Raw genomic sequence first — 20965 nt, forward strand, 5'->3', positions numbered from 1 at the left:
CATGGACGCAAGCAACACTGCTAAACGCCCGACCATTTTGGCCAGCATCGGTCGCCGCCTGGCCGCGCGCCTCATCGACTGCGTCATCGCCGTGCTGATTTTTTTCATCCTCAAATTCGCCGCCGGGGCGCTGTCTGCCTACGTTCCTGCGGTGACGCCCAAGGCGGGTTTTCTTTCCGCGTTTTTTGCGGCCTTCGCCTACTTCCTGCTGGCTGATGCGCTCCCCAACGACCAGAGCCTGGGCAAGCGCCTGCTGAGCATTGCCACCGTCGACCGCAAGACCCGTAAAGGCTGCAGCGTTTCCCAGTCGTTCACGCGTAATTCCGGCGCGCTGGTGGTCATCGATTGGGTGTGGATCTTTATGGAATCCAGGACGCGCTTGGGCGACATGTTCGCCAAGACCATCGTGATCCAGACCGGCAACCTGACGAGCGTGCGCGGCCTGGCGGATATTTATGACAATGGCCGGGGATAAGCACGTTATGAACGATTCAGTATCGGCTGCCCAAACCTGGGACCTCGCTTTTTATTTATTACGTAAAGGCTAATGGCCACTGTCGTTTTTGTTTTCCTGACAAAGCCTTAGGAGATTTCGCCAGAGGCTTGCACGCAAGCGCCAGTAAAACGGCGCCGCCGGGGCGTCAAAACAGCCTGAGAACGCCTTTCAACTTCGTAAAATGCCGCGATTGTTTAAAGCACGATACTTTTCAGGGACGAATTCAGACATGAAAAAATAGGGGTCAGACCACGGTTAAATTAATGGTGGTCTGACCCCTATTTCTTAGGTGAGGGTGCTGGCCGATAACTTCTCAAGCTTCATCCTTAATCAATTGATTGAGGTGAAAGGTTACGTCGATTGGCGTGCGGAGCAATAAGGAGCACTCAAGCGGGTAGCTGAAAGCGTTTCCGCAGTAACCCCGAGGTTATCGTGAACATGTACGAAAAATTAGAAGTATTTAATGCGCTGGGATGTGCGCTATTAGAGCGGCTGACGCCTGTTTCTTCAGGTGAAATAAGTGTGATGCGGCAGCAGTGGCCGGCGGCGCCCGATGAGTACTTTGCTTTTATGCAGGAGCGGGGGCACGGTGAAATCAAGGAGGACGACTGCGCGCTACCGCTTTTGACGATTCAACCGATGCTGCTTTCTGCTAAGGCTGACTACTTCGGTGATGATGGAATTTATAAAGACGGGCCCTATGAAGCGTGCGCGAAGGGCGAGGTGTGGCTGTTCGGCTGGGATAGCGTCGGGACTGCTTTCGGTTTCGACAGCGGAGACAACTGGCGATTGTTGGAAATCGACAATATGCGTTGGATAACGCGACTTGACTTGTCCTTTTGTCAGTTCGTCGAAGGGCTGTTGGTTTGTTACCCACAGCGACCAGTGAGCTTTGCGAATGGAGTTTGGCGCGACTCGGGAGATGTTTCTTACAGCGCGCCGGCATAGGCACAACAGCCTGCCGGGCAGAGCACGGTTACATTAATGGTGGTCTGACCACTATTTCCCCGAAGCTGCTGTTCAGTGTGCTGGACGGTCTTTTTGTACTGTTCGGCCTGCGTCGTCGCTTGGGCGATATGTTGGCCAAGACGATTGTCATCAATACCTGAGCAGGGCGGCCTGAACGGCCGCCCGGTCTGAGTCAGAACGGGCTGGCGTTCAGCCTGCGACTGATCGCATCCAACAAATCACAGCCGTCGCGCAGCGGAATCGCCAGCAGATGGGCGAAGTCCTGCAGCACCACGGCATCGCTGCTGAGTTGATCGCGGAAGGCCAGGTTTTCCAGGAGTTGGGTGACGGCTTGGATGCGGTGCACGGCGGCGTCGTGGAGGACGTCGAGGGGGGCTTGGGTGTCGATGAGCAGGGCGGGGACGGTGCAGTCGTGGCCGGTTAGGGGCATGTAGCGGTTCATAGGTAAAACCTCGGTCAGTAGAGTGAGGCTGTCACCTATCGTCGCCAAACGAATGGGTGACAGCTGTACGCAGGTTGGCGAACCGGGACCGAGTTCCGGCAGACCCGAAGGTCTCCCGCGCACAGCTGCCATAAAGCAGCGATGCGGGTACGAAAGCACCTGCAAGCAAGCAGAAAGCTTTCGCATACGGTCAACGGATCGCCAAATCCGATCGCCCTGTTGGGCGACGGCCGGACTATAAGCCCCTCACCCAAAACCGCGCAAGGCATCAAAGTAGTGGCACAATGCCTCATGCTATGCCATCCACTGCCGACACACTGGCGATGCCCAGACGCATCAAAAATCCGAATCGGCCTTCGACGGCGAAAGGTGGGCATCGTGCGGTAAGTACGCAGGGATGATTGAGAAAGGGTGGGAGCAAATCTGCGCCTGTTCACATTCAGAACAGCCACAAACGCCATGAGTTGATGCCAATGGCGCGATGCTCAAAGCCCTGTATGCGTGTTAACCGTTTTATCCCATTACTGCAGAAGCCAATTCGCTCCCACCCACCCATTATTTGGACCCAAGGAAGCTTTCAATGAAACTGCATCGTCTGTTTATCTCGCTCGCTGCGCTGGTGACCTGCACCAGCAGCTTCGCCGCGGCGCCAGCCCTGCAAAATTTTCTTGCCTGCGACCAGAACTCCCTGGCGGTGGTAAGCCAGCCAGGGCTCAAGGACCGTGTCACCCATAAGGTGGAGAACGGCAGGATCACGCTCAGCGGCGGCACAAAATCCGATATGGGCCAGCGCTGGATGTTCAACACGCCACTGACGTTTGACGGTATGACCTTGACCGGCTTTTTCGCCGAAGACCAAGACCTGATGGGCTCGCGCATCATCAACTGGGGTTTCTACACCGAGCAGGCGCCCGACGCGCTTTACGCACAGCTGAGTAAAGTACCGGGTACGGCGTTGGAGAAAGCCAACGGTATCTTCGCGCGTGCGCAGATCTGGTCGCACAAGCAATCAGCCTGGGTACCGGAGGGCGGCGATGACAACGCAGGTAAGCTGGTCACCGATACGGCCGAACGCATCTTGATGGTCGAGCCCGCACCGAGTGACCTGGCCAAGACCAGCAAAGGCATGATCACCTGTTCGGTTCAGGGTGCGGTGAGCGCAGCGATGCTCAAGACCACTCGACCTGACCTGATCAAGTGAGCTGAGGCCGGCAACGATACCGCGGGCATGCTGAATGCCTGCGGTGTTCTCTGGTTTTTCGCGAGCAAGCTCGCTCCTACAGGGGGCGGGGTTACAGCAACTTGCGCTGCACCGCCTCATCCAGCGTACTGCGCGTCAGCGCCTCGACCACTTCCCGCGTATCGCTCTGGAACGGGATGCCCACGATCAGCACCAGGTGCACCCACGTGCGCACCGATTCGCTCTTTTTGACGCGGCCCAGTTCCTTGCCATCCTTGTCCTTGAACACCGTCTCCAGGGTAAAGATGTTCTTTGCCGTGGTCGGGATGACGAAGAACGTGAAGCCGGTGAGGAACGCCGAGACCGGGCTGTACTCTTCATTGTTGTGCAGCGTCGCGTCGACGTAGATGTCCGAGTCGACCTTATCGGTGCTCACCCGCGAAAAACGCTGGGAGTCGCGATAAGAATCGGCCACGGCTTTTTCCCACAGCACCACCGGCGCGCCGACTGCCGCGTTGCCCGGGCCGCCGTTGACGTGGTTCTGCGCCGTGGTGCGCACGTACGCCGTAGGCTTTTGCGCCGGGGCGTTGGCGGTCGGTGGCCAGGTCTGTACGGCGGGCAATTCGTGCTGCGAGTAAGACACGCAGCCGGTCAGCAGGACAGCGGCGAGTACCAGGCTGTGTTTGATCAATCCTTTCATGCATCACTCCTTGAAATTACGGTTTGGCCAGGTTGGCGGTGGCGGTGTCGAGCAGTTGCCCGACCAGTTTGGTCAGCTGTTGGCCGCCCATCGACGGAGCCCAATATTGGCCGCTGTAAAGCCCGACGTTGTGTTCGAATTTGATCGAATCTTTGGCCTTGGCCAGCTCCTTGCCGTTGCGGTCGACGATCACCAGGTCGCCGGCCACCTCGAAGCTGTCTACGTAGATCGGGCCGTTGACCCAGATCCAGAGGGTCAGCGTCAGCAGCGCGCCGGGCACGTACGCCGGGTGCGGAGCGCGATGGCCTTTGAGGGCGGTCATGTTGAATTTGAGCGTCACGTCCTGCTCGCCCAGGCGTACCGGATACTCGGTGACCTGCTTGAAGTAACCCCCGGTGCGCACGTATTGGGTGATCTGTGCAGTCAGGGAGCTGCTGATGGCGGCCTTGTTGGCTTCATTGACGTCGGCGGCGCTCACCGTCACATCGGCGATTTGCGCGCTGCGCGGGCTGCTGACAGCGACCGGGTGGAGCGGGGCGGCAATGGGGCCGGTGACGGTGTAGGAAACGCAGCCGGTCATTGACAGCGCGGCGGCCAGGGCTGTAGCCCGGAGCAGAGTGTTAAGCACGCAATATCCCTATAAGTGAGCAAGCGAAGTTACTGTTTCGACCCGTGTTCGCATAACTTGAGGGAATGTGCGCCACCGCACGGCATCCGACGAAACATCTTGAGAAGCGCTCTCAACCCCGTAAAATGCCGCGATTGTTTAAAGCACGATACTTTTCAGGGATGAATTCAGACATGCGCGCGTTTGCCGTCTTCCTCTGCGTCTGCCTACTGGCGGGCTGCGCCTCCAAGCCGGAGTACTACATCTCGCCGGCGCCGGTCACGATTCCCAAGAACGCCACTTACTGGCTCGACACGTTTGATGTTGAGGTGGTGGGCAAGAACGAGCGTTTCTTGCCGGATGACAAGGTTCGCCAGCAACTGGGCGTCGATCTGGTCGACCGCCTGCTCAGCGCCAAGCGTTATGCGACCAGCAAGGAAAAGGCCGATTACCTGCTGGATGTCAGCATCGTCTATACGCGCCATATCCCCGACTCCAAAGGCGGCCTCTCGACGTTGATCGTGGATGACAACACCATTCTGGCCGCTGTCGATTTCAGCTATCGGGTCAAGGTCAAAAAGGGGGCTGGCGAGGTCCTGCATTTTGCCAAGACGCGAAACAACCTTGTGCCTTCCGGCGTGATGGGTGAAGCGCAAAAATGGAAAACCATGGGCGGGATCATCACCAACTCCGGTAACTCCAGCGTCGAGCGTTTTTATACCGGCGTTTTGAGTCGCGACATTGTCGATGACCTGCGCGCCATTCCTTCTCGTTAACCCTACTCACTCCAACTGCCGATTTATCACCCAGGAGCACCCTGTGAACACACTGTCCAAAATCCTGCTGTCCGGCCTCACCGCCGCAGCGCTGCTGACCGTGGCCGGTTGCGCCACGGAGAGCAACCGCGCCATGCCGGTGGAACAAGTCGCCAGTGCCCACGTCGCCTATTCCGGCGTGCGCGTGCCAATCGCCGTGGGCAAGTTCGATAACCGCTCCAGCTATATGCGCGGCATCTTCTCCGACGGTGTTGACCGCCTCGGTGGCCAGGCCAAGACCATCTTGATCACCCACTTGCAGCAGACCAACCGCTTCAGCGTGCTGGACCGCGACAACATGGGCGAAATCTCCCAGGAAGCCGCGATCAAAGGCACCGTGCAGAAGCTCAAAGGCGCTGACTATGTGGTGACCGGCGATGTGACCGAGTTCGGCCGCAAAGAGACCGGTGACCGCCAGCTGTTCGGCATCCTTGGCCGTGGCAAGACCCAAGTCGCCTATGCCAAAGTCGCACTGAATATCGTCAACATCAGCACCTCCGAAGTGGTGTATTCCACCCAGGGCGCCGGTGAGTACGCGCTGTCCAACCGTGAAGTGGTCGGCTTCGGCGGCACCGCCAGCTATGACTCCACCCTCAATGGCAAGGTCCTGGACCTGGCCATGCGCGAAGCCATCAACCGCCTCGTCGACGGCATCAACGCCGGCGCCTGGAACCCGCGCAACTGATCAGCAACACCTCAAGGAGCAGTACACGGATGAGCAAGGCAGTTAAGTTGGCGCTGATGCTGACAGCAGTCGCAACGGTCGCCGGGTGCCAGACGGCGCCCCAACCCCTGTATCAATGGGAAAGCTACCAGCCGCAGGTTTACGAGTACTTCAAGGGCGAGCCCAAGGAAGCGCAGGTCGAGGCGCTGGAGCGGGATCTGCAGAAGATCAACGCCAGTGGCCGCAAGGCCCCGCCGGGCTACCACGCGCACCTGGGCATGCTCTACCTGAGCATGGGCAAGGATGACCAGATGGTGCAGGAGTTCCGCACCGAGAAGGCACTGTTCCCTGAGTCCGCCGCCTACATGGATTTTCTGCTGAAAAACGCCAAGACCGGAGTCGCCACTAAATGAGCCTGTTGAAACTCACTGGCGCCTTGCTGGCCCTGGCCCTGCTCGGCGGTTGCGCAGCCCCCAAGACCATTGACTACACGGCATACAAACAGGCGCGACCGAAGTCGATCCTGGTACTGCCGCCGATCAATGAGTCGCCGGAAGTGCAGGCCTCCTACAGCATGGTCTCGCAAGTGACCTACCCGTTGGCGGAAGCCGGCTACTACGTGTTGCCGATTGCCCTGGTGGACGAAACCTTCCGCCAGAACGGCCTGACCACCGCCAACGATATCCAGGCGGTGCCACCGGCCAAGCTGCATGACATCTTTGGCGCGGATTCGGCGTTGTACATCACCGTTACCAATTACGGCACCAAGTACATGCTGATCTCCAGCGACACCTCCGTGACGGCCTCGGCCAAACTGGTCGACCTGCGCACCGGCACCACCCTGTGGACCGGCTCGGCGCATGCGTCCAGCGAGGAAGGCAACAACAACGGCGGTGGCCTCGTCGGCATGCTGATCACCGCGGCGGTCAAGCAAGTGATCAACAGCTCCACCGATGCGGCGCATCCGATCGCCGGTATCACCAGTGCGCGCCTGCTGTCGCCGGGGCAGCGTGCGGGGATCCTGTACGGCCCGCGTAACCCGAAGTACGGCACGGACTGATATCCGGATTCTGAGAGCACCACGGTCCAACTGTGGTGTTATTTGAATCAGGGTTAACCCGAACATCCCGCACCTTGCGTCTGACCTTGTGAACGGATCATTCATTCACGAGGTTCAGCCCATGTCCCGTCCTCCGCTCTTCCTGCGTCCTGCCGCCCAAGGCTTTGCCGTCACCATGGTGGTGGCGCTGGCCGGTTGTGGGCTGTCTTCGTCCCCTGAGCTGGCCAAGCCGGCCGAGCCCGTCGCCGAGCTGCAAACCGCGTCACCCCAGGGCGCTTTGGTGAAACGCATGGCAATGCCTGCACCGATGCGTATGCAGGAGTCCGCCGCGATGGACTACCGCAGCGAACCCCGCGAGCAATACGCCAACCTGCCGGACAACCCGGTGCATCGCGTGGCCGAAACGCCGGTTTCAACCTTCAGTGTTGATGTCGACACGGGTAGCTACGCCAACGTCAGACGCTTCCTCAACCAAGGCAGCCTGCCGCCCGAAGGCGCTGTGCGACTCGAGGAAATGGTCAACTATTTCCCCTACCACTACGCGTTGCCCACCGACGGCTCGCCCTTTGGCGTGACCACCGAAGTGGCCGCCACACCGTGGAACCCGCGCACCCAACTGCTGCGCATCGGCATCAAGGCGTCCGACCGCCCCGTGGCGGAGTTGGCGCCGGCCAACCTAGTGTTCCTGGTCGACGTGTCCGGCTCCATGGACCGTCGCGAAGGCTTGCCGCTGGTGAAAAGCACGCTGAAATTGCTGGTGGATCAGTTGCGCGAGCAGGACCGTGTTTCGCTGGTGGTCTATGCCGGTGAGTCCCGGATAGTGCTCAAACCGACTTCCGGTCGAGACAAGGTGAAGATCCGCAACGCCATTGACCAACTCACCGCAGGCGGCTCCACGGCGGGCGCTTCCGGCATCGAACTGGCCTACCAGATGGCCCGCGAAGGCTTTATCGACAACGGCATCAACCGCATCCTGCTGGCGACCGACGGTGATTTCAACGTGGGCATCAGTGATTTCGACAGCCTCAAACAGATGGCGGTAGAGCAGCGCAAAAGCGGTGTGTCCCTCACCACCCTGGGTTTCGGTGTGGATAACTACAACGAACACCTGATGGAACAACTGGCCGACGCCGGCGACGGCAATTACGCCTACATCGACAACCTTCGCGAAGCGCACAAAGTGCTGGTGGACCAACTCAGCTCGACCCTGGCGGTGGTGGCGCGCGATGTGAAGTTGCAGGTGGAATTCAACCCGGCGCAGGTCAGTGAATATCGCCTGCTGGGCTATGAAAACCGCGCCTTGAAACGCGAGGATTTCAATAACGACAAAGTCGACGCCGGTGAAATTGGCGCAGGGCATACGGTCACTGCGTTGTATGAAATTGTGCCCAAGGGCGAGAAGGGCTGGTCGGAGCCTTTGCGCTACGCTGCTGCGCCTGCAGCTGAGGATAAATCGGGTGAGCTGGCGATGCTGCGCGTGCGCTACAAGTCGGCGGCGGGGGGTGACAGTCAGTTGATCGAGCGCCCCATCCGCAATAAATCCACCCAAGCGAGCGACGACCTGCGCTTCGCGGCGGCAGTGGCAGCCTTTGCACAACAGCTCAAGGGCGATGGCCGCTACACTGGCAGCATGAGCCTGCAGGACACTGCCGCACTGGCCCGTTCGGCCCGAGGCAATGACCCGTCCGGCCTGCGTAATGAGTTCGTGCAACTGGTGGAATTGGCCCAAAGCCTGAAACCCTGATCTTGAATGCAACACTGGTCGAAATGTGGGAGGGGGCTTGCCCCCTCCCACATTTACAAAAGGAGTTCGCCCATTACATGGCCGTTCCAGACGATCCACCCAGCGACGAAGCGCTGCTGGCCCGCTACCGAACCGGCGACAGCGCCGCGTTCGAAGCCTTGTACGCGCGCCATCGCCAGGGCCTGTACCGATTCCTCGTGTCCCTGAGCAACAAGGCCGAACTGGCCGAGGAAATCTACCAGGAAACCTGGCTCAGCCTGATCCGCAGCGCCACCCAGCCACAAGGCCGGGCGAGCTTTCGCACATGGCTGTTCCAGATCGCCCGCAACCGCCTGATCGACCACTGGCGCAAGCACGGCATTCACAACCCCCTGCACGACAGCTACGACGAGCAACTGCACGCCCAGGCCGACGATAGCGCCGGCCCCGAGCAGCAACTGAGCCTGAGCCGCGACCAGGCCCGCCTCGACGCCGCGCTGCAAGACCTGCCCGAAGACCAGCGCGAAGTTTTCCTGCTGCGCCTGCACGGTGACCTCGAAGTGCCGCAAATCGCCGCCCTCACCGGCGCCCCGCTGGAAACCGTCAAAAGCCGCCTGCGTTACGCCCAGCAGAAACTGCGTCGCCTGCTGGCCGAGGAGATACCCGCATGACCGACTCCCGACACACCCCGGACCCCGACGACGTGCTGCTCCAGCACATGCGTCAACACAGCACCGGCGAGCCGCCCGCGTCCCTCGACGCCTTCATCCTCGCCACCGCCCGCCGCGAAGCCCCGGCGCCGCAGCCGAGCCTGTGGCAACGCTGGCTGCAAGCCTGCCAACGGCCACGCTGGCAGATGGCGTTTGCCACCGTCGCAGGCTTAGCGCTGATGATCGGCGTGGTCCTACGCGAGCCCGTGCCGCACCCCGACATCTCCACGGCGACCTTCTCCGCCCTTCATGAGGAAGCCGCGCGTCCTGCCCCGACCCCGATGTCCGCCCCTGCGCCCGTGGCCCGATTGGCCATCGCCCCCAACGTCGAGAGCGCGCAAGTCATGGGCTCGATGGCGGATGAGTCGCCCGCCAAACTCAGCAAACGCGCGCCGGTGGCGGTGCCGGGGTTGGAGGAGGGGTTGCAGGAGATTGTGAGGCTTCGTGAGGCTGGGGAAACCAGAGCGGCGGATGAGAAGCTGTTGGCGTTGCACGAGCGCTTTCCTGAGGAAGACTTGCCGGCGCGGTTGGAGGCATTGCAGAAACATTGAATGTCGCCCACAAAAAAGCCCCAGGCCTTTCGACCCGGGGCTTTTTCGTCATATCTGGTGCACCCGGCGGGATTCGAACCCACGACCCCTGCCTTCGGAGGGCAGTACTCTATCCAGCTGAGCTACGGATGCTTGTGCGGGCGACATCATACCCATGTCGACCTTGGGCGTCCATGCTGGTCTTTGGGCCTTCAAGCGTAGGAATCTGTCGCATAAGGCCCTAAGTCGGGAGGCGCCGATCATTGCAGTGAAACCTGGCAGAAATACGCTGATCAGAAAAATCGGATAAATGCGCCGTTTTCGTTCTTTTTTTCGAACAGACTATTGCCCTGTACCCCCATTGATCCTAGGATTCGTTTGAGATTTCAAACGCTCTGTCTCCCGTGCGCTCTTTCACTTCATCCGCGCGCAGAGGCTGATTTCCCTGACGGCAGCCCACAAGGCGCCTTTCAACAACTCTAATTCGCTCCGCGTGCGCGCGGTGCTGTTAAGGAAAGCCGACATGCAGCTCAAAGATTCCCAGTTGTTCCGCCAACAAGCCTTTATCGATGGCGTTTGGGTCGATGCGGACAATGGTCAGACCATCAAGGTCAACAACCCTGCCACCGGTGAGATTCTCGGCACCGTGCCGAAGATGGGGGCCGCTGAAACCCGCCGTGCCATCGAAGCTGCCGATAAGGCGCTGCCGGCCTGGCGGGCACTGACCGCCAAGGAGCGAGCCAATAAGCTGCGCCGTTGGTTTGAGCTGCTGATCGAAAACCAGGAAGACCTCGGTCGCCTGATGACTCTCGAGCAAGGCAAGCCGCTGGCCGAAGCCAAGGGCGAGATCGTCTATGCCGCGTCCTTCATCGAGTGGTTCGCCGAAGAAGCCAAGCGCATCTACGGTGACGTGATTCCTGGCCACCAGCCGGACAAGCGCCTGATCGTGATCAAGCAGCCGATCGGTGTGACCGCTGCGATCACCCCGTGGAACTTCCCGGCCGCGATGATCACCCGTAAAGCCGGCCCGGCGCTGGCCGCCGGGTGCACCATGGTGATCAAGCCTGCTTCTCAAACCCCGTTCTCAGCCTTGGCCCTGGTTGAGCTGGCACACCGTGCTGGCATCCCGAAAGGCGTGCTGAGTGTGGTGACCGGCAGCGCCGGCGACATCGGTGGCGAGCTGACCAGCAACCCGATCGTGCGCAAATTGTCCTTCACGGGCTCGACCGAAATCGGTCGCCAGCTCATGGCCGAATGCGCCAAGGACATCAAGAAAGTCTCCCTGGAACTGGGCGGCAACGCGCCGTTCATCGTGTTCGACGACGCCGACCTGGATAAGGCCGTCGAAGGCGCGATCATCTCCAAGTACCGCAATAACGGCCAGACCTGCGTCTGTGCCAACCGCCTGTACATCCAGGATTCAGTGTACGACGCGTTCGCGGAAAAACTCAAAGTGGCGGTGGCCAAGTTGAAGATCGGCAACGGTCTGGAAGAAGGCACCACCACGGGCCCGCTGATCGACGAAAAGGCTGTGGCCAAGGTCCAGGAACACATCGCCGATGCCCTGAGCAAAGGCGCCAAGCTGTTGGCCGGTGGCAAGGTGATGGAAGGCAACTTCTTCGAGCCGACTATCCTGGTCGACGTGCCGAAAAACGCCGCCGTCGCGAAGGAAGAAACCTTCGGCCCACTGGCGCCGCTGTTCCGTTTCAAAGATGAAGCTGAAGTGATCGCGATGTCCAACGACACCGAGTTCGGCCTGGCTTCCTACTTCTATGCCCGCGACCTGGGCCGTGTGTTCCGCGTGGCTGAAGCCTTGGAATACGGCATGGTTGGCGTCAACACCGGGTTGATCTCCAACGAAGTCGCGCCGTTCGGCGGCATCAAGGCCTCGGGCCTGGGCCGTGAAGGTTCCAAGTACGGGATCGAGGATTACCTGGAAATCAAATACCTCTGCCTGGGCATCTAACCCGCCCGGCAAGGCATTGCCGTAAACGCAGAGGGCACGAGAGCGCTGACCCTTTGCGTGTTTCACACCGTTATTCGTAGTGGCCGGGAAAGCTGTGGCAGTCGATCATCGCATGCTGCCGTAGTTGCCTCCCCGCCACGTATTCCTTGGACCACGCCACCCGATGAGTGGCGAATGAGGACTTTATGAGCAAGACCAACGCATCCCTGATGAAACGCCGCGAAGCCGCTGTACCCCGCGGTGTTGGCCAGATTCACCCGATCTTCGCTGAATCCGCGAAGAACGCCACCGTGACCGACGTTGAAGGTCGCGAGTTCATCGACTTCGCCGGCGGTATCGCCGTGCTGAACACCGGCCACGTGCACCCGAAAATCATTGCCGCCGTGACCGAGCAACTGAACAAGCTGACCCACACCTGCTTCCAGGTACTGGCCTATGAGCCTTATGTGGAATTGTGCGAAAAAATCAACGCCAAGGTCCCAGGTGATTTCGCCAAGAAAACCCTGCTGGTCACCACCGGTTCCGAAGCCGTCGAAAACGCCGTGAAAATCGCCCGTGCCGCTACTGGCCGTGCCGGCGTGATCGCCTTCACCGGTGCCTACCACGGCCGCACCATGATGACACTGGGCCTTACCGGCAAAGTCGTGCCGTACTCGGCTGGCATGGGTCTGATGCCGGGTGGCGTATTCCGCGCGCTGTTCCCGAACGAATTGCACGGTGTCAGCGACGATGACGCCATCGCCAGCATCGAACGCATCTTCAAAAACGATGCCGAGCCGCGTGATATCGCTGCCATCATCATCGAGCCGGTACAGGGCGAAGGCGGCTTCTACGTCGCGCCAAAATCCTTCATGAAGCGCCTGCGCGAGCTGTGCGACAAGCACGGCATCCTGCTGATCGCCGACGAAGTGCAAACCGGTGCCGGCCGTACCGGTACGTTCTTCGCCATGGAACAGATGGGCGTTGCCGCTGACCTGACCACCTTCGCCAAATCCATCGCCGGTGGCTTCCCGCTGGCCGGTGTGTGCGGCAAAGCCGAATACATGGACGCCATTGCACCCGGCGGCCTCGGCGGAACCTATGCCGGTAGCCCGATTGCTTGCGCCGCTGCGCTGGCGGTGATGGAAGTATTCGAAGAAGAGCACCTGCTGGACCGCTGCAAAGCTGTCGGTGAGCGCCTGGTGACTGGCCTTAAAGCTATCCAGGCTAAATACCCGGTGATCGGCGAAGTACGTGCATTGGGCGCGATGATCGCGGTCGAACTGTTTGAAGATGGCGACAGCCACAAGCCGAATGCCGCTGCCGTTGCCTCCGTGGTGGCCAAGGCGCGTGACAAGGGTCTGATCCTGCTGTCCTGCGGCACCTACGGCAACGTGTTGCGCGTACTGGTCCCGCTGACCTCGCCGGACGAGCAGTTGGACAAGGGCCTGGCGATCATCGAAGAATGCTTCTCCGAGCTGTAAGCGGAGGCTGAGCTGATTGACACAAAAAACCCGCTTCGGCGGGTTTTTTTATGCCGATCACTGCGCATTCAGGCCTTGTTCATTGTACGTAGGCGCCTGCATTGTCTAAGGTTCCAGCATTGCCGAGGGAGCGTGCAGGATGATTGCTGTTGATTTACCCGCTGTACCGCGCGTACTGATTGCCGAAGCAGACCCCTGGTCGCGGGACCTGCTCAAGCAAGTGCTGTTGAATGTGCGCTGCGATGCGCGGCTGGATGTGTGTGCCGACGGGCAACAAGCGGCCACGCTGTTGCGCGAAAAGCCCTACGACCTGATCCTGGCGGATTGGGAGCTGCCCGGCATCGATGGGCTGAGTCTGTTGCGCAACGTGCGCCAGAAACGCCGCTCACCCGCGCTGCCGTTCATTCTGCTGAGCAGTCGCAACGACAGCGCAAGCGTCCGCGAAGTCTTGCCTTTGGCGCCCACGGCGTATTTGACCAAACCCCTGAACATGGAAGGCCTGACGCAGCGTCTGCAAGACCTGCTGCTGAATGAAGGCGAAACGGTGTACTGCGAGATTCCGCCGCTGGCGCCCGGCATGACTTTGCCGGTATTCCTCGAGCGTCGCCGCGAGGCGTCCGATGGTGCGCCGTTGCGGGTCGACGTGAGAGCCGCGGTGCAACGCAGCCTCGGGCCGGATGGCCTGGACCTTAAGCAACTCGAAGACCGGGTGCGTATGGACCCACAAATTACCGCCGTGCTGATCGCCGCCGCCAACAGTGCCGGCCATCACGGCACGCCCGTGCAAACCCTGCCCGCAGCCCTGCACACGCTGGCGTCCGGGCACAGCATGAATCTTATCCTCGGCCTGGCGCTCAAGCACAACGTGGTGTTGGGCGATCCGGCCCTGGTCGCCTATGCCGAGCGTCACTGGCAGTTGTCCCAGGACACCGCCGACTATGCCCGGCGTCTGGCACACCTGTTGGCGCTGGACCATGAGCGTTGCTACAGCGCCGGTATCCTCCATCGGCTGGGTGACTTGGCGTTGTTGCGCTGCCTGGAAGACTGGCGCCAGGGCGGTGGTGCATTGGATGACGAAGCGATTGGCGAGTCGCTCCACACGTTTGGCGCTGCCTACGGTTCGGCACTGCGCGCACGTTGGCGTTTGCCGCTTGAGCTGCGTCAGTTGATCGCGGCGATTTATTCGTTGGAGGGCGGGGTCTATGCCCGGGATGCGCTGGTGATGAACCTGGCGGCGCAGATGGCGCGTTTGACCGAGCACGAAGGGCTGGAAGCACTGGCTGCGGGCAAGACAGCGCGACTGCTCAAGGTGGGCTTGCCGGAGCTGACCCGAGTACGCAAATCCTAAAAGGCGCTGCGGTCGAAATGGGGGAGGGGGCAAGCCCCCTTTCACATTTGATCCGTCGACCACTAGCCGGCGATGACGCGGTTTTTGCCGAGGCGCTTGGCCTCGTACATGGCCGCATCGGCGCGGGCGAACAGGCTGTCCAGGGTCGAGTCTGCCTCGCTGAGGTTGGCCAGACCCTGGCTGATGGTCACGCTGAAGGCCTGGCCTTCATAGCTGAAACTCAGCGCCTGAATCTCTTTGCCCAGTCGTTCAGCGACCTGCAGCGCCATCTCCGGTGCGCAGCCGGGGAGGACAGCGGCGAACTCTTCGCCCCCAATGCGCCCGAACAGGTCGCCACGGCGCAGTACCCCGCGACCGCTCTCGGCGATACGCCGCAACACCTGATCGCCTTCCAGGTGACCGTAGGTGTCGTTGACGTCCTTGAAGTCATCGATGTCCAGTAGAAGGAAGGCCAGCGGCGCACCTTGGGCACAGGCAGTGTCGAAGGCCTGGTTGGCGCATTCGAAGAAGTGTCGGCGGTTGCTGCTCTGGGTCAGCACGTCGGTGGTGGCGAGACGGTGCAGTTCCAGCTCAAGTTGTTTCTTTTCGGTGATGTCTTCGGCCATGCCGACCACGATCACCGGTTCGCCGGGCTCAACCTGTTGATTGATATAACACTTGTCGCTCAGCCAGCGGATCTGCCCGTTGGCCGTGATGATGCGGTACTCCCGGTCTTCAACCGCGCCCTGCTCCAGCACGCGGGCCAGGCTGTGTTCGGCGTAGTCGAGGTCCTCGGGGTGAATGCTGTTGCGCCACTCCCGATGGTCGGCCAGCAGCAGGCTGGCGGAGCGACCGAACACCCGCTCGTAAGCCGGGCTCACGTACAGCACGCGACGGGTTTCCCAATCGATGGCCCACAGCACGGCATTCACGCTGACCAGCATCGAGCTCAGCAGCTGCTCACGCTCGCTCAATCGCTCGACTTCACCCTGGGCATGCACCAGCGCCAGCAGGGTCGCCGCCGCAGCTGGGCGGGGATGCTCAGCTGTGGGCGCGTCGACTAAGGAGGACTTTTCGTGAACCATCGGCACAACTCTCTCTGGGCGCGCCGCAAACTGGAGCAGCGGTCACTACAAGGGGCCACCATGATGGCGAAGTGTTCATTGAGAGAGGCGAATTGCAGTGAAGTTCCGTCAATAGGATCGATTGACGGTGTCCGAGAAATGGCGCCAAAAAGCTGATGGGCGGGAGGGAAGGCCCTCCCGCCTTGTTGTCATATGGATGCAGGGCGCAGCGAATAGGTCTTCAATTGGTGGGCAAAATCCCGCAGGGACTGGATGCCGCTGGCCTCGGCCTCGTGTACCCATTCCTTGATGGCGGCGAGCATATCGTGGCCATTGGAGCTGGTCTTGAGCCAGATCTGTTGCAGCGCCAGGCGCTTTTCATAGATCACTTTAAGGGCCTGGCTATGCTCCAGCATGCTCTGGATACGCAGGTGGTGGCGGTCGTCCAGCAAGCTGGTTTCCCGCGACAATAGGCGCTTGGCGCGGTGGAATTGGTGACGAACGGAGTGATCGACCTTTTCCAGTTCCTGCTTGACCAGCGGTCCGATTACCAACTTGCGGTACTGGGCCATGATCTGGAAGCGGTTGTTGAGGATCGCCATGGCGGTGTCCATGTCCAGGTGGCCCTTGCCTTCCACGCGGTGGGCGATGGGCGCAACGCGCTGCACCTTGGCCAGGCGCAGGAAGCTGAATACCTTGATCCACGCCCAACCCAGGTCGAACTCCCATTTCTTCACCGACAGCTTGGCGGAGTTGGGGTAGGTGTGGTGGTTGTTATGCAGCTCTTCGCCCCCGACGATGATGCCCCACGGCACCAGGTTGGTCGCCGCATCACGGCATTCGAAGTTGCGATAGCCCACGGCATGGCCCAGGCCATTGATCACACCGGCGGCCCAGAACGGGATCCACATCATCTGGATCGCCCAGATCGTGATGCCGATGGTGCCGAACAACAGCAGGTCGATCACGCCCATGATCGCCACGCCGAGTAGCGGGTAGGGGGTGTAGAGCTTGCGTTCGATCCAGTCATCCGGGCAGTTCTTGCCGTAGATACGCAGGGTCTCCGGGTTTTCGGCCTCGGCGCGGTAGAGCTCGGCACCTGTGCGCAGCACGGTGGACAGGCCCTTGATGACCGGGCTGTGCGGGTCGTCGACGGTTTCGCACTTGGCGTGGTGCTTGCGGTGGATGGCCGTCCACTCGCGGGTGTTCTGCGCCGTGGTCAGCCACAGCCAGAAGCGGAAGAAGTGTTTCAGGCCTGCATTGAGCTCCAGGGAGCGATGGGCTGAATAGCGGTGCAGATAGACCGTGACCGCAATGATGGTCACGTGGGTCATCAACAGAGTGACTGCCACCAATTGCCAGGCTGACAAGTCAAGAAAACCGTTGTACCACATAGGCTGTATGGCCCTCAGATAAAGAAAAAAACAGCTCACGCATTATCACTAAGCCTACAGAGAAAACCAGCCGCCCTTTCAGATAGGAGTGACTGGATGTTTCTTATTCTATAATCCGCAGCCTTTGTGGGGCGATTATGTTTTTTTGGTAAGGATTACTGACCATATGCTGTTTTCATACCGAGGTGCCCGGTGGGCGGGGCTGGTATATCTGCTGGTTTCGATGACGTGGATAAGCCTGACTGAGCGGTTATTGATCGAGTTTCTCGATAACCCGAGTGCGTTGAATCACTGGCTGCAGGTGCGTGGCTATGTGTGGGTGGCACTCAGTGCCTTGGTGATTTACTTGATCTGCGCCCGGTTTGCCCGTGCCAACCAGCAGCATCAACCCCTGAAGGAAAACCGTGAACGCCTGCGCCAGGCCGCGGCCGTGTTCGATTGCACCCGCGAAGGCGTGTTGGTCACTGACGCTCAGGGGCTGATCGTGCACGTCAATCGGGCCTTTATGGAAATCACCGGTTACAGCCGTGAAGACGTCATGGGCCGTCAGCCCAGCTTGTTCAAGTCCGGTCGCCATTCGTCGAATTTCTACCAGCAGATGTTCCAGAGCCTGGAGCGCTGCGGCGAATGGAGCGGTGAAATCTGGAACCGACGCAAAAGCGGAGAGATTTATCCACAGTGGCAAACCATCCGTGTAATCCACGATGACCTGGGCCAGGTCAGCCACTACGTGGCGGTGTTTTCCGATATCAGCGCGATCAAGGATTCCGAACACGAGTTGGCCCACCTCGCTCACCATGATCCGCTGACCGACCTGCCCAATCGCCTGCTGTTTACCGACCGCGCCCAGCAGGCGCTGGCGTCGGCGCAAGTCCACAAGCGCGGCTGCGCCCTGCTGTTGCTCGATCTGGACCATTTCAAGATCATCAACGACAGCCTGGGCCATAACGTCGGCGACCAGTTGCTCAAGCTGGTGGGTGAACGGCTCAAGGCACTGTTCGGCCCCGGCGTGACGCTGGCGCGCCTGGGTGGGGATGAGTTCGCCGTGCTGGCGGAAAGTTGTCCACAGGTGGCGCAAGCGGCCAGCTTGGCGCAACGCATGCTGGAGGCGATGAAACAACCGTTCCTTTTCGACGGCCATCAGCTGTTTATCAGCGCCAGTATTGGCATCAGCCTGTTCCCCAATGACGCGTTGAGCGCTGAACAACTGCTGCGCAACGCCGATTCCGCGCTGTTCAAGGCCAAGAGCACCGGCCGTGAGGGCTATGCGCTGTACACCGAAGAACTCACCGCCCACGCGCAAAACCGCGTGGAAATCGCCAGCGAGCTGCGCCGTGCCCTTGAGCAGAAAGAGTTGCGCGTCTACTACCAGCCGGTACACGACCTCAATGGTAGCCGCCTGATTGGCGTCGAAGCGCTGGTGCGCTGGCAGCACCCAGCGCGTGGCCTGGTGCCGCCTGGGGAATTTATCCCGATTGCCGAGCGCACCGGGCTGATTGCCGATATCGATGCCTGGGTGATGGACCAGGCTTGCCGGCAGATGTGCGATTGGTTGGCGCAGGGGGCGCCGTTGAGTTTTATCGCGATCAACGTGTCCAGCCGCCTGTTTGCCCGGCGCGAGCTGTATGAACAGGTTGCCCAAGTGCTGCACGACACCGGCCTGGACCCGGCTTTCCTCGAGCTGGAAGTCACCGAAAGCGCCGTGATGGACGACCCTGAAGTGGCCTTGGAGCAACTGCACCGCTTGCGCGAGCTGGGCTTGCGCCTGGCCATCGATGATTTTGGTACCGGTTATTCGTCGCTGTTGCGCCTCAAGCGCCTGCCGGTGCAGAAGCTCAAGATCGACCAGGGCTTCGTCGCCGGCTTGCCGTGGGATGAGGATGACGCGGCGATCGTGCGCGTGGTGATCGCCCTGGCGAAAAGCATGGGCATGCAGGTGCATGCCGAGGGGATCGAGCAGGAGGAACAGGCGCGCTTCCTGCTCAACCAGCAGTGCGACATGGGGCAGGGGTATTGGTTTGGGAAACCGATGCCGGCGCAGGAAATCGATTGGTCACGGGCCCCCGTAATCAGGCCTTGAAATGCAGTCAAAATGTGGGAGGGGGCTTGCTCCCGATAGCGGTGTATCAGGTTAGAAATTCTTGACTGACCTACCGCCATCGGGGGCAAGCCCCCTCCCACATTTGAATCTGCTCAAGACTTTATTTTTGCGTTCTGGCACAGAACCCGCGCGCAACCCCGCGTCCCATCAGAAAATTCTTTCTGGTTATATAAACATTCTTAAATAGTATTTTTAAGAATATCCGCGCTTATCTACTATCGCCCTCACGCCGCAAGCAGTGCCGCCACTGCGAGGCACTATTCATTTCAGGAGCGAGACCATGAGCGCATCTCTACGTAGCGTCGACGGCCAGGACGAAGCAGCCATTTTGCGTGAGATCCAGAGCGCCCTGCGCGATCTGCGGTTTGGCGCGGTGGAAATCACGGTGCACAACGCCCAAGTGGTTCAGATTGAACGCAAAGAGAAATTCCGTTTGCAGAATCCGGGTAACAAACCGAGCTAAGCAAGAACGGCGATTCGCATGCTAGACCCGCAACTATAAGAAAAAGCCAACACCCCAGAATTTCAGGAGCTTCTATGTCGTCGATTCGCCGTTATGCCCTGGCCGCCCTGGCCAGCGCCGTGTTTGCAGGTTCCGCAGTTGCCAAGGACTACGAGTTGCTCAACGTCTCGTACGACCCTACCCGTGAGCTGTACCAGGACTACAACGCTGAGTTCACCAGCTTCTGGAAACAGTCTCACCCGGGCGACAACGTCAAGATCCAGCAATCCCACGGCGGTTCGGGCAAACAAGGCCGTGCCGTGATCGACGGCCTGCGCGCCGACGTGGTCACCCTGGCCCTGGCCGGTGACATCGACGAAATCGCCAAGCTGGGCAAGACCCTGCCGGAAAACTGGCAGACCCGCCTGCCGGATGCGAGCACCCCGTACACCTCCACCATCGTGTTCCTGGTGCGCAAGGGCAACCCTAAAGGCATCAAGGATTGGGGCGACCTGATCAAGAAAGACGTGTCGGTGATCACCCCGAACCCGAAAACCTCCGGTGGCGCCCGCTGGAACTTCCTCGCCGCCTGGGCTTATGGCCTGAAAACCGGTGGCAGCGAAGCCAAGGCCCAGGAATACGTGAAAGAGCTGTTCAAGCATGTTCCTGTGCTGGACACCGGTGCTCGCGGTTCGACCATCACTTTCGTCAACAACGGTCAGGGTGACGTGTTACTGGCTTGGGAGAACGAAGCGTTCCTGGCCCTGAAAGAAGACGGCGGCGCCGACAAGTTCGATATCGTCGTGCCTTCCCTGTCGATCCTCGCCGAGCCTCCGGTGGCCGTGGTCGACAAGAACGCCGAGAAAAAAGGCAACACCGAGATCGCCACCGAATACCTGAAACACTTGTACAGCCCGGCTGGCCAGGAGATTGCGGCGAAGAACTTCTACCGCCCACGCGATGCAAAAGTGGCCGCCAAATACGCCCAGCAGTTCCCGAAACTGGACCTGGTGACTATCGACAAAGACTTCGGCGGCTGGAAAACTGCCCAACCGAAATTCTTTAACGACGGTGGCGTGTTCGACCAGATCTACACCGCGCAGTAAACCAAAGTACCTGTAGGAGCCCACTTTCTGTGGAGAGGCCCTTACTGTGGCGAGGGAGCTTGCTCCCGCTGGACTGCGAAGCAGCCCCAAAATCAGACAACCGAGTTGCACCAGGTGCAACGCGGATACCGGTTTGGGAGCGCTTCTCGCTCCAGCGGGAGCAAGCTCCCTCGCCACAGTAAGTTACCTCTACATTTACGGCGCGC

21 protein-coding genes and 1 tRNA gene are annotated in these 20965 nt (G+C 60.1%); 16 read left to right on the forward strand and 6 right to left on the reverse strand.

The genetic code is table 11. The features are described 5' to 3' along the window. Position 1 precedes the first annotated feature (1 nt). Positions 2-475: an RDD family protein gene (locus tag AC3ZU9_RS06360; RefSeq protein ID WP_490090442.1), complete on the forward strand. Its 474-nt coding sequence runs from the start codon at positions 2-4 to the stop codon at positions 473-475. Positions 476-928: 453 nt separating this feature from the next. Further along, the gene (locus AC3ZU9_RS06365; protein WP_147467504.1) at positions 929-1444 is read left to right on the forward strand and encodes a hypothetical protein; all 516 of its coding nucleotides are present in this window, start codon (positions 929-931) and stop codon (positions 1442-1444) included. Between the two features lie 193 nt (positions 1445-1637). Here AC3ZU9_RS06365 and AC3ZU9_RS06370 read toward each other — a convergent pair whose 3' ends face one another. Then, positions 1638-1895, reverse strand: a complete 258-nt coding sequence (locus tag AC3ZU9_RS06370) for a hypothetical protein (RefSeq protein WP_490090443.1) — start codon at positions 1893-1895, stop codon at positions 1638-1640. Positions 1896-2487: 592 nt separating this feature from the next. Here AC3ZU9_RS06370 and AC3ZU9_RS06375 point away from each other — a divergent pair. Further along, positions 2488-3108 carry a hypothetical protein gene (locus AC3ZU9_RS06375; protein WP_490090444.1) on the forward strand — a complete coding sequence of 207 codons (621 nt, stop codon included), beginning with the start codon at positions 2488-2490 and terminating at the stop codon, positions 3106-3108. Between the two features lie 91 nt (positions 3109-3199). On the opposite strand, the gene AC3ZU9_RS06380 is transcribed toward AC3ZU9_RS06375, so the two are convergent. Then, entirely contained in the window at positions 3200-3787 is a 588-nt protein-coding gene (locus AC3ZU9_RS06380) for a hypothetical protein (RefSeq protein ID WP_090401186.1), read from the reverse strand. A gap of 16 nt (positions 3788-3803) precedes the next feature. After that, the gene (locus AC3ZU9_RS06385; protein WP_490090445.1) at positions 3804-4415 is read right to left on the reverse strand and encodes a hypothetical protein; all 612 of its coding nucleotides are present in this window, start codon (positions 4413-4415) and stop codon (positions 3804-3806) included. Between the two features lie 173 nt (positions 4416-4588). Between AC3ZU9_RS06385 and AC3ZU9_RS06390 the strand changes: the two genes are divergently transcribed. From AC3ZU9_RS06390 to AC3ZU9_RS06420, 7 genes are all read left to right on the forward strand, one after another. After that, positions 4589-5170: a hypothetical protein gene (locus tag AC3ZU9_RS06390; RefSeq protein ID WP_102059899.1), complete on the forward strand. Its 582-nt coding sequence runs from the start codon at positions 4589-4591 to the stop codon at positions 5168-5170. Between the two features lie 43 nt (positions 5171-5213). Further along, positions 5214-5894 carry a CsgG/HfaB family protein gene (locus AC3ZU9_RS06395; protein WP_012721602.1) on the forward strand — a complete coding sequence of 227 codons (681 nt, stop codon included), beginning with the start codon at positions 5214-5216 and terminating at the stop codon, positions 5892-5894. Between the two features lie 29 nt (positions 5895-5923). Then, the gene (locus AC3ZU9_RS06400) at positions 5924-6286 is read left to right on the forward strand and encodes a DUF4810 domain-containing protein (protein WP_012721603.1); all 363 of its coding nucleotides are present in this window, start codon (positions 5924-5926) and stop codon (positions 6284-6286) included. Continuing rightward, positions 6283-6933 (forward strand): DUF799 domain-containing protein, encoded by a 651-nt coding sequence (locus tag AC3ZU9_RS06405; RefSeq protein WP_012721604.1) that lies wholly within the window; start codon positions 6283-6285, stop codon positions 6931-6933. Before AC3ZU9_RS06400 ends, AC3ZU9_RS06405 begins: the two co-directional genes overlap by 4 nt. A gap of 121 nt (positions 6934-7054) precedes the next feature. Further along, positions 7055-8677, forward strand: coding sequence for a vWA domain-containing protein (locus AC3ZU9_RS06410; protein WP_490090446.1), 1623 nt, complete (start codon positions 7055-7057; stop codon positions 8675-8677). A 77-nt stretch (positions 8678-8754) separates the two neighbouring features. Then, entirely contained in the window at positions 8755-9327 is a 573-nt protein-coding gene (locus AC3ZU9_RS06415) for an RNA polymerase sigma factor (protein ID WP_012721606.1), read from the forward strand. Beyond that, positions 9324-9917: a hypothetical protein gene (locus AC3ZU9_RS06420; protein ID WP_490090447.1), complete on the forward strand. Its 594-nt coding sequence runs from the start codon at positions 9324-9326 to the stop codon at positions 9915-9917. Before AC3ZU9_RS06415 ends, AC3ZU9_RS06420 begins: the two co-directional genes overlap by 4 nt. A 55-nt stretch (positions 9918-9972) precedes the next feature. Here the strand turns inward: AC3ZU9_RS06420 and AC3ZU9_RS06425 are convergent. After that, a tRNA-Arg gene (locus tag AC3ZU9_RS06425) sits at positions 9973-10049 on the reverse strand. A 370-nt stretch (positions 10050-10419) separates the two neighbouring features. Here AC3ZU9_RS06425 and gabD point away from each other — a divergent pair. The 3 genes from gabD to AC3ZU9_RS06440 all read left to right on the forward strand — a co-directional run bounded on the left by gabD (position 10420) and on the right by AC3ZU9_RS06440 (position 14673). Then, positions 10420-11862: an NADP-dependent succinate-semialdehyde dehydrogenase gene (gene gabD / locus AC3ZU9_RS06430; RefSeq protein WP_490090448.1), complete on the forward strand. Its 1443-nt coding sequence runs from the start codon at positions 10420-10422 to the stop codon at positions 11860-11862. A 185-nt stretch (positions 11863-12047) separates the two neighbouring features. Next, the gene (gabT, locus tag AC3ZU9_RS06435) at positions 12048-13325 is read left to right on the forward strand and encodes a 4-aminobutyrate--2-oxoglutarate transaminase (protein WP_012721619.1); all 1278 of its coding nucleotides are present in this window, start codon (positions 12048-12050) and stop codon (positions 13323-13325) included. A 139-nt stretch (positions 13326-13464) separates the two neighbouring features. Further along, positions 13465-14673, forward strand: coding sequence for an HDOD domain-containing protein (locus AC3ZU9_RS06440; protein ID WP_490090449.1), 1209 nt, complete (start codon positions 13465-13467; stop codon positions 14671-14673). A 62-nt stretch (positions 14674-14735) separates the two neighbouring features. Here the strand turns inward: AC3ZU9_RS06440 and AC3ZU9_RS06445 are convergent, their stop codons facing one another. Beyond that, positions 14736-15737 (reverse strand): sensor domain-containing diguanylate cyclase, encoded by a 1002-nt coding sequence (locus AC3ZU9_RS06445; protein ID WP_043204629.1) that lies wholly within the window; start codon positions 15735-15737, stop codon positions 14736-14738. Between the two features lie 188 nt (positions 15738-15925). Continuing rightward, positions 15926-17110, reverse strand: coding sequence for a delta-9 fatty acid desaturase DesA (gene desA / locus AC3ZU9_RS06450; protein ID WP_012721622.1), 1185 nt, complete (start codon positions 17108-17110; stop codon positions 15926-15928). Positions 17111-17276: 166 nt separating this feature from the next. Here desA and dibA point away from each other — a divergent pair, with 166 nt between their 5' ends. The 3 genes from dibA to AC3ZU9_RS06465 all read left to right on the forward strand — a co-directional run bounded on the left by dibA (position 17277) and on the right by AC3ZU9_RS06465 (position 20759). Beyond that, complete coding sequence (dibA, locus tag AC3ZU9_RS06455) at positions 17277-19190, forward strand: phosphodiesterase DibA (protein WP_154845689.1); 1914 nt, start codon at positions 17277-17279, stop codon at positions 19188-19190. 301 nt (positions 19191-19491) lie between these two features. Next, positions 19492-19674: a sulfur starvation response protein OscA gene (gene oscA, locus AC3ZU9_RS06460; RefSeq protein ID WP_003170956.1), complete on the forward strand. Its 183-nt coding sequence runs from the start codon at positions 19492-19494 to the stop codon at positions 19672-19674. A gap of 74 nt (positions 19675-19748) precedes the next feature. Then, positions 19749-20759, forward strand: a complete 1011-nt coding sequence (locus tag AC3ZU9_RS06465) for a sulfate ABC transporter substrate-binding protein (protein WP_012721624.1) — start codon at positions 19749-19751, stop codon at positions 20757-20759. The last annotated feature ends 206 nt before the right edge of the window (positions 20760-20965 follow it).

Source organism: Pseudomonas sp. A39 (assembly GCF_058145955.1).

Excerpts from the sequence above, each read along its gene's own strand:
- dibA (WP_154845689.1), top strand. The coding sequence starts at position 17,277 with ATGCTGTTTTCATACCGAGGTGCCCGGTGGGCGGGGCTGGTATATCTG.
- gabD (WP_490090448.1), top strand. The coding sequence starts at position 10,420 with ATGCAGCTCAAAGATTCCCAGTTGTTCCGCCAACAAGCCTTTATCGAT.
- desA (WP_012721622.1), bottom strand. The coding sequence starts at position 17,110 with ATGTGGTACAACGGTTTTCTTGACTTGTCAGCCTGGCAATTGGTGGCA.
- AC3ZU9_RS06415 (WP_012721606.1), top strand. The coding sequence starts at position 8,755 with ATGGCCGTTCCAGACGATCCACCCAGCGACGAAGCGCTGCTGGCCCGC.
- oscA (WP_003170956.1), top strand. The coding sequence starts at position 19,492 with ATGAGCGCATCTCTACGTAGCGTCGACGGCCAGGACGAAGCAGCCATT.
- AC3ZU9_RS06375 (WP_490090444.1), top strand. The coding sequence starts at position 2,488 with ATGAAACTGCATCGTCTGTTTATCTCGCTCGCTGCGCTGGTGACCTGC.
- AC3ZU9_RS06440 (WP_490090449.1), top strand. The coding sequence starts at position 13,465 with ATGATTGCTGTTGATTTACCCGCTGTACCGCGCGTACTGATTGCCGAA.
- gabT (WP_012721619.1), top strand. The coding sequence starts at position 12,048 with ATGAGCAAGACCAACGCATCCCTGATGAAACGCCGCGAAGCCGCTGTA.
- AC3ZU9_RS06400 (WP_012721603.1), top strand. The coding sequence starts at position 5,924 with ATGAGCAAGGCAGTTAAGTTGGCGCTGATGCTGACAGCAGTCGCAACG.
- AC3ZU9_RS06445 (WP_043204629.1), bottom strand. The coding sequence starts at position 15,737 with ATGGTTCACGAAAAGTCCTCCTTAGTCGACGCGCCCACAGCTGAGCAT.
- AC3ZU9_RS06420 (WP_490090447.1), top strand. The coding sequence starts at position 9,324 with ATGACCGACTCCCGACACACCCCGGACCCCGACGACGTGCTGCTCCAG.
- AC3ZU9_RS06465 (WP_012721624.1), top strand. The coding sequence starts at position 19,749 with ATGTCGTCGATTCGCCGTTATGCCCTGGCCGCCCTGGCCAGCGCCGTG.
- AC3ZU9_RS06380 (WP_090401186.1), bottom strand. The coding sequence starts at position 3,787 with ATGAAAGGATTGATCAAACACAGCCTGGTACTCGCCGCTGTCCTGCTG.
- AC3ZU9_RS06360 (WP_490090442.1), top strand. The coding sequence starts at position 2 with ATGGACGCAAGCAACACTGCTAAACGCCCGACCATTTTGGCCAGCATC.
- AC3ZU9_RS06370 (WP_490090443.1), bottom strand. The coding sequence starts at position 1,895 with ATGCCCCTAACCGGCCACGACTGCACCGTCCCCGCCCTGCTCATCGAC.
- AC3ZU9_RS06405 (WP_012721604.1), top strand. The coding sequence starts at position 6,283 with ATGAGCCTGTTGAAACTCACTGGCGCCTTGCTGGCCCTGGCCCTGCTC.
- AC3ZU9_RS06410 (WP_490090446.1), top strand. The coding sequence starts at position 7,055 with ATGTCCCGTCCTCCGCTCTTCCTGCGTCCTGCCGCCCAAGGCTTTGCC.
- AC3ZU9_RS06390 (WP_102059899.1), top strand. The coding sequence starts at position 4,589 with ATGCGCGCGTTTGCCGTCTTCCTCTGCGTCTGCCTACTGGCGGGCTGC.